This window comes from Streptomyces sp. NPDC048473 (genome assembly GCF_043200155.1).
GTDB lineage: Bacteria > Actinomycetota > Actinomycetes > Streptomycetales > Streptomycetaceae > Streptomyces.
In genome coordinates, this window is sequence record NZ_JBICXE010000041.1 from 58,755 (window position 1) to 71,965 (window position 13,211).

General features: G+C 69.7%; 13 protein-coding genes and 1 pseudogene. 8 read left to right on the forward strand and 6 right to left on the reverse strand.

Translation table 11 applies throughout. The features are described from left to right. Positions 1 to 108: 108 nt before the first annotated feature. The 5 genes from ACGFU7_RS38755 to ACGFU7_RS38775 all read right to left on the reverse strand — a co-directional run bounded on the left by ACGFU7_RS38755 (position 109) and on the right by ACGFU7_RS38775 (position 6,852). Positions 109 to 1,989, reverse strand: a complete 1,881-nt coding sequence (locus ACGFU7_RS38755) for an RICIN domain-containing protein (protein WP_393702523.1) — start codon at positions 1,987 to 1,989, stop codon at positions 109 to 111. Further along, on the reverse strand, positions 1,901 to 2,677 hold the full coding sequence (locus ACGFU7_RS38760; RefSeq protein ID WP_393702497.1) for a glycosyl hydrolase family 28-related protein: 777 nt from the start codon (positions 2,675 to 2,677) through the stop codon (positions 1,901 to 1,903). The genes ACGFU7_RS38755 and ACGFU7_RS38760 overlap by 89 nt, the downstream gene beginning before the upstream one ends. Before the next feature lie 382 nt (positions 2,678 to 3,059). Continuing rightward, positions 3,060 to 4,094, reverse strand: coding sequence for an ABC transporter permease (locus ACGFU7_RS38765; RefSeq protein ID WP_393702499.1), 1,035 nt, complete (start codon positions 4,092 to 4,094; stop codon positions 3,060 to 3,062). Continuing rightward, the gene (locus ACGFU7_RS38770; RefSeq protein ID WP_393702501.1) at positions 4,091 to 5,683 is read right to left on the reverse strand and encodes a sugar ABC transporter ATP-binding protein; all 1,593 of its coding nucleotides are present in this window, start codon (positions 5,681 to 5,683) and stop codon (positions 4,091 to 4,093) included. The genes ACGFU7_RS38765 and ACGFU7_RS38770 overlap by 4 nt, the downstream gene beginning before the upstream one ends. Before the next feature lie 125 nt (positions 5,684 to 5,808). Further along, a complete protein-coding gene (locus tag ACGFU7_RS38775; protein WP_393702502.1) occupies positions 5,809 to 6,852 on the reverse strand; it encodes a substrate-binding domain-containing protein in 1,044 nt (347 codons plus the stop codon). Positions 6,853 to 7,133: 281 nt separating this feature from the next. Between ACGFU7_RS38775 and ACGFU7_RS38780 the strand changes: the two genes are divergently transcribed. The 8 genes from ACGFU7_RS38780 to ACGFU7_RS38815 are packed head-to-tail and all read left to right on the forward strand — an operon-like array spanning position 7,134 to position 12,896. After that, positions 7,134 to 7,901: an SDR family NAD(P)-dependent oxidoreductase gene (locus ACGFU7_RS38780; RefSeq protein WP_393702504.1), complete on the forward strand. Its 768-nt coding sequence runs from the start codon at positions 7,134 to 7,136 to the stop codon at positions 7,899 to 7,901. Between the two features lie 58 nt (positions 7,902 to 7,959). Beyond that, positions 7,960 to 8,685: a FadR/GntR family transcriptional regulator gene (locus ACGFU7_RS38785; protein ID WP_393702506.1), complete on the forward strand. Its 726-nt coding sequence runs from the start codon at positions 7,960 to 7,962 to the stop codon at positions 8,683 to 8,685. After that, a complete protein-coding gene (gene dgoD, locus ACGFU7_RS38790) occupies positions 8,682 to 9,827 on the forward strand; it encodes a galactonate dehydratase (protein WP_393702508.1) in 1,146 nt (381 codons plus the stop codon). The genes ACGFU7_RS38785 and dgoD overlap by 4 nt, the downstream gene beginning before the upstream one ends. Beyond that, the gene (locus ACGFU7_RS38795; RefSeq protein WP_393702510.1) at positions 9,821 to 10,666 is read left to right on the forward strand and encodes a hypothetical protein; all 846 of its coding nucleotides are present in this window, start codon (positions 9,821 to 9,823) and stop codon (positions 10,664 to 10,666) included. The genes dgoD and ACGFU7_RS38795 overlap by 7 nt, the downstream gene beginning before the upstream one ends. Then, positions 10,663 to 11,277, forward strand: a complete 615-nt coding sequence (locus tag ACGFU7_RS38800; RefSeq protein ID WP_393702512.1) for a bifunctional 4-hydroxy-2-oxoglutarate aldolase/2-dehydro-3-deoxy-phosphogluconate aldolase — start codon at positions 10,663 to 10,665, stop codon at positions 11,275 to 11,277. The genes ACGFU7_RS38795 and ACGFU7_RS38800 overlap by 4 nt, the downstream gene beginning before the upstream one ends. Beyond that, on the forward strand, positions 11,274 to 12,239 hold the full coding sequence (locus ACGFU7_RS38805; RefSeq protein WP_393702514.1) for a sugar kinase: 966 nt from the start codon (positions 11,274 to 11,276) through the stop codon (positions 12,237 to 12,239). Before ACGFU7_RS38800 ends, ACGFU7_RS38805 begins: the two co-directional genes overlap by 4 nt. A 17-nt stretch (positions 12,240 to 12,256) precedes the next feature. Beyond that, positions 12,257 to 12,682, forward strand: a complete 426-nt coding sequence (locus ACGFU7_RS38810; RefSeq protein ID WP_393702516.1) for an SMP-30/gluconolactonase/LRE family protein — start codon at positions 12,257 to 12,259, stop codon at positions 12,680 to 12,682. A 4-nt stretch (positions 12,683 to 12,686) separates the two neighbouring features. Then, positions 12,687 to 12,896 carry an integrase core domain-containing protein gene (locus ACGFU7_RS38815; RefSeq protein ID WP_393702518.1) on the forward strand — a complete coding sequence of 70 codons (210 nt, stop codon included), beginning with the start codon at positions 12,687 to 12,689 and terminating at the stop codon, positions 12,894 to 12,896. A gap of 88 nt (positions 12,897 to 12,984) precedes the next feature. On the opposite strand, the pseudogene ACGFU7_RS38820 reads toward ACGFU7_RS38815, so the two are convergent. Beyond that, positions 12,985 to 13,119, reverse strand: a pseudogene (locus tag ACGFU7_RS38820) (transposase); the annotation flags it as partial. Positions 13,120 to 13,211 lie beyond the last annotated feature (92 nt).

A 13,211-nucleotide genomic window follows, 5' to 3' on the forward strand; every position in this document is an offset into this window, starting at 1 on the left:
GATCGAGCGGCGGCCTCCATGAGACCGCCCCTCGATCATGTGCCGGACCGCTGTACTCCAGCCGTCCAGCGGAATCCGCAGCTCAGGCAGTGAAATCCTGCCGGAGCGCTAGGAGATGGTGAACGTCTGGCTGTTGCTGCCGTCGTAGGGCCGCTGCTCGAACTGGCTGCCCTGGGTGGCGCCGGCGGTGAGGTAGAGGCCGCTGTAGCGGTTGGCGAAGTGGACGCGGCCGTTGCCGGCGTCTTCCATGCGCCATTCGTCGTTGGTGTGCGTGCCAGGGGCGTAGGAGTGCTGGATGATCTTCGCTCCGGCGGCCTGGGACGCGTCGCTCACGGCCAGGTCCTTGCCGCTGTTCTCGTTGACGATGCGCACGTAGCCCTCTTCGAGTGCCTTGAACTCGAAGCGCTGGCTAGAAACGTCGCCGATCGGCCGGCGGATGACCGGAGCGTGGTCGGCGAGGCTGCCTTCGCTCACGTCGATCACGTCGTTGGATCCGGCGACGGCCACCGTTCGGTAGCCGGTCGGTACGGGCGCCATCTGGCAGTCGACCCGGATCATGGCGGGTGCGCCGTTGGTCGGTCCGTGCTGGCTGGTGGTCACGGGGGTGATGGTGGTGCGGCCGGCGGCCTTGGCCGTGACCTTGCCGTTCTGGTCGACGGTGGCGACATCCGGGTTGCTGCTCGTGTAGGTGACCGAGGGCAGCAGCGGCAGGATCTTGTCGGCGCCGTTCGTGGTGATCTCGTCGGCGGTGACCTGGGCGGCGTCCGTGGAGCTGAGGTTGGCGCGGAGGTTCAGCCCGTTGTCGAGGTTGTTGTCCTTGATGACCGCGCCGGACGAGCCGCGGTAGGAGAACAGGGCGGTGGAGTACGGCGACGCGGTGGTGACCGTACGGACGTCGGTCGTGGCGCCCGGCTCCAGGCAGCTGTTGTCGGCCCGGGCGGTGAAGGCGGTGTTGCGGTCGAGGCGGGAGACGTTGTTGCGCTCGAAGGTGATGCCGCCGACGCTCTTGGCGTTGAGGAGCTGGACGTCGCCGACCTTGAAGTCGTTGTCCTGGATACGGATGTTGCGGTGCACGGGCTTGGCGGCGTCGACGACCTGGTTGGTGGGCTCGACGAAGATCACCGGGCTGGCCGGGCGCAGGAACGTGTTGTTGCTGATCAGGACGTCCTGCACGGGACCGGACTCGTACCACTGGTACGCGTCGGAGGAGATGAAGATGCTGGACATCTGATTGGCGTCGAACACGTTGTTCTTGATGACGACGGGCTTGCGGGTGGTGACCAGGATGCCGCGGGTGGGGATGTTGACGAAGGTGTTGCCGCTGATCTCGACCTTGGGCGTGTACGAGGTGTTCTCCACCACGAAGTTCCCGGCGGTGACCGAGGCGGGGATGGCCTGGTCGAAGGTGACCGTCATGGTGGTCAGCGACTTGTCGTGGTCCAGGCCCGTCGGACCGTCGACCGAGACGACCTCGGCGGTGATACCGGGGACCGGCACCATGGTCCGCTTGTCCACGATCTCCACGTCGTCCCCCGGGTAGAACTGGGGGAACCCGGCCGTCTGCGCATGCTTATAGGCGAGGGTGAGCGTCTTGTCCGTGGGGCGGCCGGTGACCTCGACGTACGTGCCGTGGATGTTGATCGCGTCGTCGTGGGCGCCGTCGAAGATGTTGTTCCTGACGTTCACCGTGCCCTTGACGCCGGACATCTGGACGAAGTCGGCGAAACCGGCCGTGCTGCGCCCGGTGGCGGGGTCGGTGCGGAACTCGTTGCCCTCGATGGTGATGTTCTTGCTCATCTGCCCGAGGAAGCCGAACCCGTGCAGGTAGCGGGCCTTCAGGCCCTGAACAACGACATCCTTCGCCTCGAAGATGACGGCGGAAGCGGTGTCCCGGGTGTCCTCACGCATCTGGTAGACGAGGCCTCGGTCGGCCGGCGCCGTCGCGGTCGAGTAGTCGATGCGCAGCTTGTTGCCAGCAAGACTCGTCATCGAGGCGACATTGGTGAACAGCGGATTGCCGCCGCGCCAGGTGCGGTTCGCCACCGGGTCGTGAACCTGTGTGTAGCGCAGGCCGTTGACGCCGGACCAGTACGGCTGACCGGTCTCCGGGCTCTTCTCCCCGAGCCACGTCACCCGGTTGTTCGCCACGGTGAAGCCGTTGCCGGGCGGGATGTCCAGCACCCGGTACCCACGGCCGTTCGACACAGCCCGTCTCACTGACGGCGGCATCGATGACCTTGGGGGCGGTGACGTCGAAGCTGAAATCGCGGACGGAGACGTTCTTGGAGCGGATGGCCGCGAACGTGGTCATCAGCCCGTGGAACTGCAGATGCGAGCCGCCGCCGTCGATCGTGACGTCACGCATGTCCTCGACGAGGATGCCGATCCGCTTGTCCCGGTACCTCTGGTCGGCGCCGACGGTGTTGGAGAGGTACAGCTCCCGCTTCTCCGCCTGCTCCGGGTAGATCTGGTAGGTCCCGCGCGGGAACAGCACCCGCACCGGCCCCTTCACGGTCTTCGCCTGGCGCAGGGCCTTCGCCACGGCTGCGGCGCTGTCGCTGTCGCCAGTCGGGTCGGCACCGAACGTCGTGACATCGACGACTGTCTCGGTGGGCTGGGCCTGTGCGGGCAGCGGCACGGCGAGCAAGGCGCCCACGGCCGCTGCCAGGAGCGCCATCCACACCTTGCCGCGAACGCCCTTCCTGGGCGGAAATGATCTGGCGGAGGCTGGTGTTGGTGGCACGTCGCTGTCGGGCGACATGGGACTGGTCTGCACGAAGATCTCCTATGAAGGTGAGAGTCGTGATCACGGAAGGGGCCGGGGCACGCAGCCGTTCCGGCCGGACAGCGCGTTCACGGAAGCGGCCGTTGGGGACCGTTCCGTGGGGCTGTGCCCGTCGGCACCTGCCCCGCCCCTCCGCACGGGCCGGGTGCGGTCCGTGCGGAGGCGTGTGGGTGTCACGCCACAGGACGTGGCTGGCGCGAGTGTGGACGGGCCTTGCCCGTCCGGGGCGAGGGACGGGGCCTTGCCCGTCCGGGGGGAATGCCGTGATCGGGTGTCAGTGGGGGAGTCCGACTGGGCGTTCGCCGCTGCGGCGCTGCTGGATTACGACGGCGACGACGAGGAGGGCGCCCTGGGCGACGTTCTGCCAGAAGGTGTTGATGCCCTGGACGGTGAGACCGTTCTCGAGGCAGCCGAGCAGGGCCACGGCGAGCAGGGTGCCGCCGATGCCTCCCTTGCCACCCTTGAGGGCTGCGCCGCCCAGGGCGGCGGCGGTGATGGCCTTGAGTTCGAGGCCCTCGCTGCCGGAGACGGGCTGGCCGGAGCCGGTGCGGGCGGTCAGCAGGATGCCGGCGATGGCGGCGACGATGCCGATGAGGGCGTAGACGCTGATCAGGTATTTGTTGATGTTGATGCCGGCGAGGCGGGCGGCGGTGTCGTTGCCGCCGATGGCGTACAGATTGCGGCCGATGTCCGTGTACTTGAGCAGCAGGTGGACGGTGACGGCGACGACGATCAGGATCCAGACCATGACCGGCAGACCGGCAATCTTGCCGCGCCCGAGGAAGATGAAGAAGTCGTTGTTGAGGACGTAGCCCTGGGCCCGGCCGTCGGACAGGAGTTGGGCGAGTCCCTTGTACGCGGCGAGGCCGGCGAGGGTGGCGATGGTGGGGTTGACCCGGCCGTAGACGATCACGAGGCCGTTGAGGACGCCGATGAGGACGCCGGCGCCGATGGCGGCTGCCATGCCGAGGAAGGCGTTGGAGCCGGTGGTCGTGAAGACCATGGCACTGATGACGGAGGCGACGCCGACCTGCGAGCCGACGGAGATGTCGAGGCCGCCGCAGATGATGACGACGGTCTGCACGATCGCGAGCAGACCGGTGATGGTCGCCGCCTCGGCGATGACCTGCATGTTCGACAGGCTGAGGTAGTTGTCGTTGAGGATGCCGAACAGGACGAGGACGAGGACGAGAGCGCCGACGAGGCTGATGTTCTGCCCGCTGATGCGGGAGAGCAGCTTGGGCCGGGAGGATCCGGCGCCGTTCGAGGATTCCTTCACGGCCGGGTCGGGGGTGCTGGTGAGGGTCATGAGGAGGCTCCGGAGGAACTGGCGCCGGCGATGTCGTCGGCCATGGCAAGGGCGAGGATGGATTCTTCGGTGGCTTCGTGGTGGGCGAGTTCGCCGGTGATCCGGCCGCCCTGCATCACGACGACGCGGTCGGCGAGGCCGAGGAGTTCGGGGAGCTCGGAGGAGATGACCAGCACGGCCACGCCTTCGGCGGCGAGGTCGGCGATGATCTGGTAGATCTCGGCCTTCGCGCCCACGTCGATGCCGCGGGTCGGCTCGTCCAGGATGAGCACCTTGGGCTTGCGGGCCAGCCAGCGGGCGAGGACGACCTTCTGCTGGTTGCCGCCGGAGAGTTTGCGGACCTCGTGGTCGACGGAGGGGGTGCGCACGCGCAGCCGGTCGGTGAACTCCTGGGCGAGGGCACGTTCGGCGCCCCGCTTGACGAATCGGAAGCGGCGCAGGCGGTCGAGTACGACGAGTGAGGTGTTCTCGCGGATGGTCTGCTGGAGGAACAGGGCCTGGGCCTTGCGTTCCTCGGGGGCGAGTCCGAGACCGGCCCGGATGACGGCGCCGGGCTTGCCCGAGGGCAGCGGGATGCCGTCGAGGGTGACGGATCCGCTGCGGAAGGGCAGGTCACCGGCGAGAGCGAGGGCGAGTTCGGAGCGGCCGGCGCCGATCAGGCCCGCCAGGCCCACCACTTCACCGGCGTGCACCTGCAACGAGATGTCCCGCACGTCGTCGGTGGTGAGGTCCTTCACGTCGAGGACGAGGCGGTCGGTGGCCACACGGCCGCGTACGAACATGCCGGCCAGATCGCGTCCGACCATCAGGCGCACGAGTTCGCCCTCGTTCGTCGTGCTCGCCTGCTGGACTCCGGCGAGGGCGCCGTCGCGCAGGACGGCGATGCGGTCGGCGAGCTGGAAGATCTCCTGCATGCGGTGGGAGACGTAGATGACGGCGATGCCCTGGTCCCGCAGTCGGCGGATCAGGGCGAACAGCGCGTCGACCTCGTGCTCGGACAGCGAGGAGGTCGGTTCGTCGAACGCGATCGCCTTCGGCGTCACCGAACCGGTCAGGGCCCGCATGATCTCGACCAACTGGCGCTGGGCGGGGGTGAGGCGGGAGCCGATCAGGTCGGGATCGAGGACACCTGCGAAGCCGAGCCGCTCCAGGTCGGCCCCGATCCTGCGGCGCAGTTCGGCACGGTCCAGCATCCGGCCGGCCTTGCGGGGCAGGGCACCGGCGTAGACGTTCTCGGCGACGGAGATGTGCGGGATGATCTCCGGTTCCTGCGGGATGATCCGGATGCCCGCCGCCCGCGCTTCGGCCGGAGAGGAGAGCGTGACCTCTTCGCCCCCGATCAGGACGTGCCCGTCGGTCGGCTGGTGGTCCCCGGCGAGGATCTTCAGCAGGGTGGACTTGCCCGCACCGTTCTCGCCCATCAGCGCGGTGACCTGTCCGGCCGGGAAGTCCAGGGTGACGCCGCCGAGCGCCTGCACCGCACCGAAACGCTTGGTGATGCCCGAGACCCCGACGGAGTTGGCGGCCGCATCGGCAACTTGGGGCGGCGGAGGGCCGGGATCGGCGGCCGGACTGGGGTCTGTGCTCATGATGGAGTCACCTCGAGGCGCGTCGTACAGGGCGGAGAAGAGCGGTGCCGGCCCCCACGGGCGGGTGCGGGCCGGAACTGCTGTGGTTCCCGCCGACCGCCTGTCGGCCGTCGGCGGGAGAGGGGTCAGTTGCAGGTGACGCCGCTGGACTTCCAGTTGGCGCGGTCGACCATGGTGGTGGGGGCGAAGGCTTCGGCGGGGAAGTCCTTGCCGTTCTTGAGCTTGTCGTACATGGTCTGGACGGCCAGGGCGCCGACGTCCTTGCCGTTGATGAACAGGGCCGCCTTCATGCCCGACGGCTTGTTCGTCTGCCACTCCTTGCAGGCGAGGTAGGCGCCGAGGCCGACGCCGACGACGTTGGCGGGCTTGATGCCGGCGTTCTGGAGCGCGGTCACACCGCCCATGACGTTCTCGTCGTTGCAGCCCCAGACCACCCAGTTCTTGACGCCGGGGTTGGCGGTGACGGTCGCGGCGATCTTGTCCTGTGCACCGGTGGGCGTGTTGTCGGTGGGCACGTCGATCGTCTTCACACCCGGCACGGCCGCGTCGAAGGTCTTCTTCGCCGCGTTGACCCGGTCGCCGCAGACCGTGACGTCCTGCTTCCAGGCCGAGATGACACGCGTGTCGGCCGCGGAGAAGCCGGACTTCTCGAACTCCGCCGCCGCCCGCTTGCCGACCTCGGTGCCCATCTGCTCACCGCTGAAGCCGATCCGCGGCACCAGGTCCTTGGCATCGCACTTGGTGGGGTCGGGTCCGGTGGTGCAGATCTGGTCGTCGGAAGTCAGCAGGGCGACCTTGCCGTCCATCGTCGTCTGCGCGACCTGCGGCCCCACGGCCGGGTCCGGGACGACGATGATGACGCCGTTCGTCTTCTGCGCGATGGCGGACTGGACCTCGCTGACCGTCTTGTTGGCGTCGTTGCCCAGGTTGACCACCTTCAGGTCGATCCCGAGCTCGTCGGCCTTCTCCTTCGCGCCGGCTGCCTCGCCGACGAAGTACTCCTGGTCGCCCTGCTTCTGCAGGTACGTGATCGAGATCTTGCCGTCGACCTTGGCGGCGGTGCCCTCCTTGACTTCCTCCTTGCCGGAGGAACACGCCGTGCTGAGCCCGAGGGTGAGGAGCAGGCCGATCGAGGCGGCGACGGTACGGCGGTGTGGGGTGCTGAGCATTGCGGCTCCAGAGGGATGAGCGGATGGTTCGTGGGAGCAGATGAAGGCGAGCGGTACCGGCAGCACGGCGCTGTTTTCCGCAGGCGCGGCCGGTACCTCAGGCAGTTCGGACACGGCGTCGCTCCGACCGTTTCCGAGGACCTGGAGGCTCGACGGGTGGCTGCACTGTGCTGCCCTGCTCCGTGGCGACCCTCTGTGGTCCCTGGGCGATGATCCTGCGATCGAGAAAGCCTTCTGTCAAGATTTTTGCATAATTAATGTCCACGGGTACGGTGTGGGCCATGACAGAGCAGACAAGCCGCAGGTTCCATGGCCGCGTGGCGGTGATCACCGGCGCAGCCGCAGGTATTGGAGCGGCGGCGGCAAGGCGTCTCGCCGCGGAAGGCGCGTCAGTGATCGTCGTCGACATCGCCGACGAAGCGGGCCGGGAGACGGTCGCGGCCATTACGCAGTCGGGCGGCCGGGCCGAGTACTGGCACGGGAACGTGGCGTCCGCGTCCATGTGGGCCGACCTGGCCCAGCACGTCGATTCCCGGTACGGGCAGCTGGACGTTCTCCTCAGCAACGCCTACGCGGTGGTCGTCAAACCGGCAGACGAACTGACCGAGGCGGAATGGGACACTCAGCTGGACGTCACGCTGAAGGCATCCTGGCTGGGTGTACGAGCCTTCGCCGGGGCGCTGCGCGACAGCGGCGGCTCCGTGGTCCTCACCTCCTCGGTGCACGCGCTGGTCGGCCTGCCGGGCCACACCGCTTACGCGGCCGCCAAGGGAGCGCTCTGCTCGATGGGCCGTCAGCTTGCGGTCGAGTACGGACCACAGGTCCGGGTCAACACCATCCTGCCCGGGCCGATCATGACGGCCGCCTGGGACCGCGTGGACGACGAGGGACGGTCGGCCAGCGTGGCCGAGACGGTGGCCAAGCGATTCGGCACACCCGACGAGGTCGCGTCCGCAGTCGCGTTCCTCGCCTCCCCCGAGGCCTCGTACGTCACCGGTGCCACCCTCGTGGTGGACGGCGGCTGGTCCGTCGTCAAGGCTTCCTCATAACGCGCACGAAGACCGCCCGGCCGTCGTTCGGGCAGGGAATCAGAAGGGGAGGCCGTTCGTGAATCCTCCGACACGTAACCTGCACCATCAGATTGTCGACATCATCGGTGAGCGCATCGTCAGCGGTACGCACGAGCCGGGGTCGTCGCTCTACCCGGACCGGATGGAGCAGGAACTCGGCGTCAGCAAGACCGTGCTCCGCGAAGCGCTGCGCGTGCTCGCCTCGAAGGGCCTGATCGAGTCCCGGCAGAAGCGCGGAACGTTCGTCCGGCCCCGCTCCGACTGGAATCTGCTCGACAGCGACCTGCTGCGATGGCAGGGAGCGGGCGCGGTGGACGAGAACTTCCTGACGAACCTCGGCGAGGTCCGCTCCATCGTGGAGCCCGCCGCCGCGCGACTCGCCGCCCGCCGCCGGGACGACGCCGATCTCGCGACCCTGACCGAGGCGCTGAAGCTCATGGCGGAAGCCGGCGGCGACACCCAGGCCTCCGTGGAGGCCGACCTGGCGTTCCACCGGGCGCTGCTGAGCGCGGCGCACAACGAGCTGCTGACACGCATGGAAGTGGTGATCGAAGCCGGACTGCGGGTCCGCGACCACCTCGTGCACAGCGGGGAGGGGTGGGGCGACCCCGTACCCGCACACCGGAGCGTGTTGGACGCCGTACGCGACCGCGACCCGGAGGCGGCCGAGCGTGCCGTGCAGCACCTGCTCGACCAGGCAACCGCCGATCTCGACGGCCTGACACACGACGTAAAAGATCCGCACCGAGGGGGCACCGGATGAAGATCACATCCCTGGAGACGTTTCTCGTCGCACCGCGCTGGCTCTTCCTGCGCATAGCCACCGACGAGGGCATCATCGGCTGGGGCGAACCCGTCGTCGAGGGCCGCGCGGAAACAGTCCGCGCCGCCGTCAACGAACTGGCCGATCTCCTGATCGGTGAGGACCCGCTGCGCATCGAGCACCACTGGCAGGTCCTCACCAAGGGCGGCTTCTACCGCGGTGGCCCGGTCCTCTCCAGCGCCGTCGCCGGCATCGACCAGGCCCTGTGGGACATCGCGGGCAAGACGTACGGCGTTCCCGTGCACCAACTGCTCGGCGGCCATGTCCGCGACCGGCTGCGGGTGTACGCGTGGATCGGCGGCGACAGCCCCGAGCACGTCGCCGAACTCGCCCGCGAACAGGTCGAGGCCGGATTCACCGCCGTCAAGATGAACGGCTCGGCCCAGATGCGCGCCATCGACACCCCCGCGCAGACCCAGGCCGTCATCGACCGCGTAGCCGCCGTACGCGACGTACTCGGACCCGACCGCGACGTGGCCGTCGACTTCCACGGCCGGATGTCGACGGCCATGTCCCGGCGGCTCCTGCCGCTGCTGGAGCCGCTGCACCCGCTGTTCGTCGAGGAACCCGTTCTCCCCGAACACGCCCGCGATCTCCGCCGGCTCGTCGACTCCACCTCGGTACCGCTCGCGGTCGGTGAACGGCTCTATTCACGCTGGGACTTCCGCGACGTGCTGAATACCGGCATCGCCGTCGCCCAGCCCGACCTGTCGCACGCCGGCGGCATCTCCGAGGTCCGGCGCATCGCCGCCGTCGCCGAGATGCACGACGTGGCCATGGCGCCCCACTGCCCGCTCGGCCCGATCGCCCTCGCCGCCAGCATGCAAGTCGGCTTCGCGACACCGAACTTCCTCATCCAGGAGCAGAGCCTGGGCATCCACTACAACCAGGGCAACGACCTCCTCGACTACCTGATCGATCCGGCGCCGTTCCGTTTCACCGACGGTCACGCCGACCGGCCCACCGGACCGGGCCTGGGCATCAACATCGACGAGGACGCCGTCCGCCGCGCCGCCGAGACCGGGCACCGCTGGCGCAACCCCGTCTGGCACCACAGCGACGGATCGTTCGCCGAATGGTGAACCACATCCCCCTCACCGCCGGGACCGACCCCGACCACGGCGGCCGGTGGACCTCTCTCGCTGGCGCCGGCCGCGAGTGGCTCTGGCACCGCCCGGACCCCGCTCGCCACACCGTGCGTCCCGGTGACGGGTTCGTCGACGCCGGTGGTCTGGAGGAGTGCATCCCCACCATCCGGGGCGTCCCCGACCACGGCGACGCCTGGTCACGCCGCTGGCGGCGGGTGGGCGACGCCGACGTGGTGGAATGCGGCGACTTCGTCCTGCACCGGAGCGTCGTGCACCGCGCGGGTGCCGTGCGGGCCCGGTACCGGCTGTCCGCGGACCCCGGATACCGCCTGCTGTGGGCCGCCCACGCACTGCTCGACCTCGGCCCCGGCGCCCGGCTCCACGCACCGGCCGGCACGGCCACCCGGATCTTCCCCGAGGCCGCCCGCCTGCTCGACGAACCGTGGCCCGGCAACGCCCCGTACCTCACCGGCGTATGGCCCGCACCGCTCGGACTGGCACTGGACCGCTTCGGGCCCGCCGACGGCACCGCCGTCGGCGCCGTCCTCACGGACTGCTCGGATGTGACGGTCACCGACGGGCCGGATGCTCTCCGTCTGACCCTCCACACCGACGCCGACGTCCCCCTCTCGGTCGCCCTGTGGCGCAACCTCGGCGGCTACCCGGACACCGCGCCCTACCGCAGCATCGGCGTCGAACCCATGCTCGGATCAGTCTTCGATCTCACGGAGGCGGGAAGGGACGATGCCGCCGTCGTTCCCGCCGACGGCGAACTGCGCTGGGAACTCGAGATCACCATGACCCGCACGACTCCTCAGGAAAGCGCCCCATGAAACTGACCGAACTGCCGTACCGCACCCTCGCCATCGTGCGTGGAAGCGACCGCGTCGCCGCACTGCGCACCGTGCTCACCCTCGCGGAGGAGGGCATCACCGCGGCCGAGGTGTCCCTCACGACCACCGACGCCCTCTGGGTGATCGAACAGGCCCGCCGCGAACTCGACCCGCAGGCCCTCCTCGGCGCGGGCACCGTCCTGACCTCCGACGACGCCGCCCGCGCGACCGACGCGGGCGCCGGCTTCCTCGTCACCCCGGGCGTCGTCGAAGACCTCAGCACCGCACTGCCCGTCCTGATGGGCGTCCTGACGCCCACCGAGATCATGACCGCCACCCGACGCGGAGCCCTCGCCGTCAAGCTCTTCCCCGCCTCCATCGGCGGGCCCGCGTACCTGTCCTCGCTGCGTGCCCCGTTCCCCGACGTCCCGTTCGTGCCCGTCGGCGGCGTCGACGCCCCCACAGCCCTCGCCTACCTGTCCGCCGGAGCCGTCGCCGTCGGTGTCGGCTCGCCCCTGATCGGCGACGCCGCCGACGGCGGGGACCTGAACGCCCTGCGCACCCGCGCGGCTCAGTGGCGCACCGCGCTGGCCGAGGCGGTGACCGCATGACCGCCCCTGCCGGGCCCGAGGTGGTCACCGTCGGCGAAGCCATGGCCGCGCTCCGGGCCACCGGCTCGATCAAGCTCGCCGCGCCCATGGAACTGTCGGTCGCCGGAGCCGAGGCCAACGTCGCCATCGGCCTGTCCCGGCTCGGGCACCGCGTCGCCTGGGCCGGGTGTGCGGGCGACGACGAGTTCGGCACGCTCATTCTGCGGACACTGCGCGCCGAACAGGTCGACGTCAGCCATGTCCGTACCGACACCGACGGACGGCCCACCGGCCTGCTGGTACGCGAGGACGGCATCGGCGACCTCGCCACGGTCCGCTACTACCGCACCGGTTCCGCCGGATCGGCGATCCGCCCCGAGGACATCCTCCCCGCCCTCGACCGCGGTGTGCGCGTCCTGCACCTCACCGGCATCACCCCCGCCCTCGGCTCGTCGGCCGCCCAGGCGGTCCAGTCCGCGGCCACCCGCGCCCGGGAACTCGGCGTCACGGTCTGCCTGGACGTCAACTACCGCGCCCGGCTGTGGTCGGCCCAGCAGGCGCGCGACACACTGCTCCCGCTGTCCCGCACGGCGGACATCCTCGTCGCCTCCGCCGACGAACTGCACCTGATCAGCGACGACCCGTCGCTTGACGAGGACGACGCCGTCGCGGCACTGCTCGCGCACGGCATACGCGAGGTGGTGATCACCCGCGGCGGCGACGGCGCGAGCGTCGCCACCACCGGCGGAACCGTCACCGCCCCCGCCCGGCGCGTACCCGTCAAGGACGTGATCGGCGCGGGCGACGCGTTCGTCGCCGGCTACCTCTCCGCCCTCCTCGACGGCCTCGGCGTCGAGGACCGGCTGCACCGCGCCGCGACCACCGGAGCCTTCGCCGTCGCCACGCGGGGCGACTGGGAAGGCTTGCCCACCCGTGCCGACCTCGCACTCCTCGACAGCCCCGCCGGAACCACCCTGCGCTGACCCACGAAGGAATCACCATGCACCACGACCACTCCCCGGCCGGCATCTGGGCCCAGGGCGACTACGAACTGGGAGAGGGCGCCCGCTGGGTGGACGGCCGGCTGGTCTTCGTGGACATCCTCACCGGACGCCTCTTCGAAGCCCCCGGCTCGGCCCCCTCCTCCGGCCCGGCGCGGGAACTGCTGCGCCTCGACGTCCCGCTCGGCGCCGTCGCCCCCGTCCAAGGGCGTCCTGGCCACTGGATCGCCGCGGCCGGCACGGGCATCGCCCTGCTCGACCCCGACGGACGTACGGAGTGGCTGGCCCGCCCCGAGGACCACACCCGTGTCCACACCCGGATGAACGACGGCGTGTGGCCAGTCCTTCGACGCCGTCTTCGAGGCCGAGGAGATGGAGATCCTCAAGAGTGCACCGCGAGCTCCTCGGATGAACGCCCACTGTGAGCGGGTGATCGGCAGCATCCGGCGTGAGGCCCTCGACCATGTCCTCATCATGAACGAGGCCCACGCCCGGCACGTCCTGGCCGCCTACGAGCGGCACTACAACGAGCACCGCCCCCACCGAGCACGCAACCAACTACCTCCGGGCGCCGACCAGCAGCCCATCGGCTTGCGGCCGGCACCGATGCGGCTGCCTTCACCGGTTGTGCGTCGATGACGCCCGTGGTCGGCTCCGGATCCCTGCCCGCCGCCTGGCGGACCCGCATCCGCAACCGGTCGTGGAACTCGGCGGCCTGGCCCGTGCCCCGCCGGCACCGGAAGAAGGCGTAGATGTGGTCCCACGCGGGGAAGCCCGCGGGCATCGCCCGCCAGGTGATGCCGCTCGCGACCAGGTAGCGCACCGCGTCGGCCATCTGCCGGTAGCAGTGAGGAGGTTTCATCGTGATTCGTGCAGGTCACCGGGCCTGGTGTGATGAGGCGTTGGGGTGCTCGGGCCGCTCATCACGGTGATCGTGGCGAGGAGATCGTCCGT

Bases quoted from the DNA above. Each gene is read 5' to 3' on its own strand.
- ACGFU7_RS38755 (WP_393702523.1), bottom strand. From the start codon at position 1,989: ATGACGAGTCTTGCTGGCAACAAGCTGCGCATCGACTACTCGACCGCG.
- ACGFU7_RS38760 (WP_393702497.1), bottom strand. From the start codon at position 2,677: ATGGCGCTCCTGGCAGCGGCCGTGGGCGCCTTGCTCGCCGTGCCGCTG.
- ACGFU7_RS38765 (WP_393702499.1), bottom strand. From the start codon at position 4,094: ATGACCCTCACCAGCACCCCCGACCCGGCCGTGAAGGAATCCTCGAAC.
- ACGFU7_RS38770 (WP_393702501.1), bottom strand. From the start codon at position 5,683: ATGAGCACAGACCCCAGTCCGGCCGCCGATCCCGGCCCTCCGCCGCCC.
- ACGFU7_RS38775 (WP_393702502.1), bottom strand. From the start codon at position 6,852: ATGCTCAGCACCCCACACCGCCGTACCGTCGCCGCCTCGATCGGCCTG.
- ACGFU7_RS38780 (WP_393702504.1), top strand. From the start codon at position 7,134: ATGACAGAGCAGACAAGCCGCAGGTTCCATGGCCGCGTGGCGGTGATC.
- dgoD (WP_393702508.1), top strand. From the start codon at position 8,682: ATGAAGATCACATCCCTGGAGACGTTTCTCGTCGCACCGCGCTGGCTC.
- ACGFU7_RS38795 (WP_393702510.1), top strand. From the start codon at position 9,821: ATGGTGAACCACATCCCCCTCACCGCCGGGACCGACCCCGACCACGGC.
- ACGFU7_RS38800 (WP_393702512.1), top strand. From the start codon at position 10,663: ATGAAACTGACCGAACTGCCGTACCGCACCCTCGCCATCGTGCGTGGA.
- ACGFU7_RS38805 (WP_393702514.1), top strand. From the start codon at position 11,274: ATGACCGCCCCTGCCGGGCCCGAGGTGGTCACCGTCGGCGAAGCCATG.
- ACGFU7_RS38810 (WP_393702516.1), top strand. From the start codon at position 12,257: ATGCACCACGACCACTCCCCGGCCGGCATCTGGGCCCAGGGCGACTAC.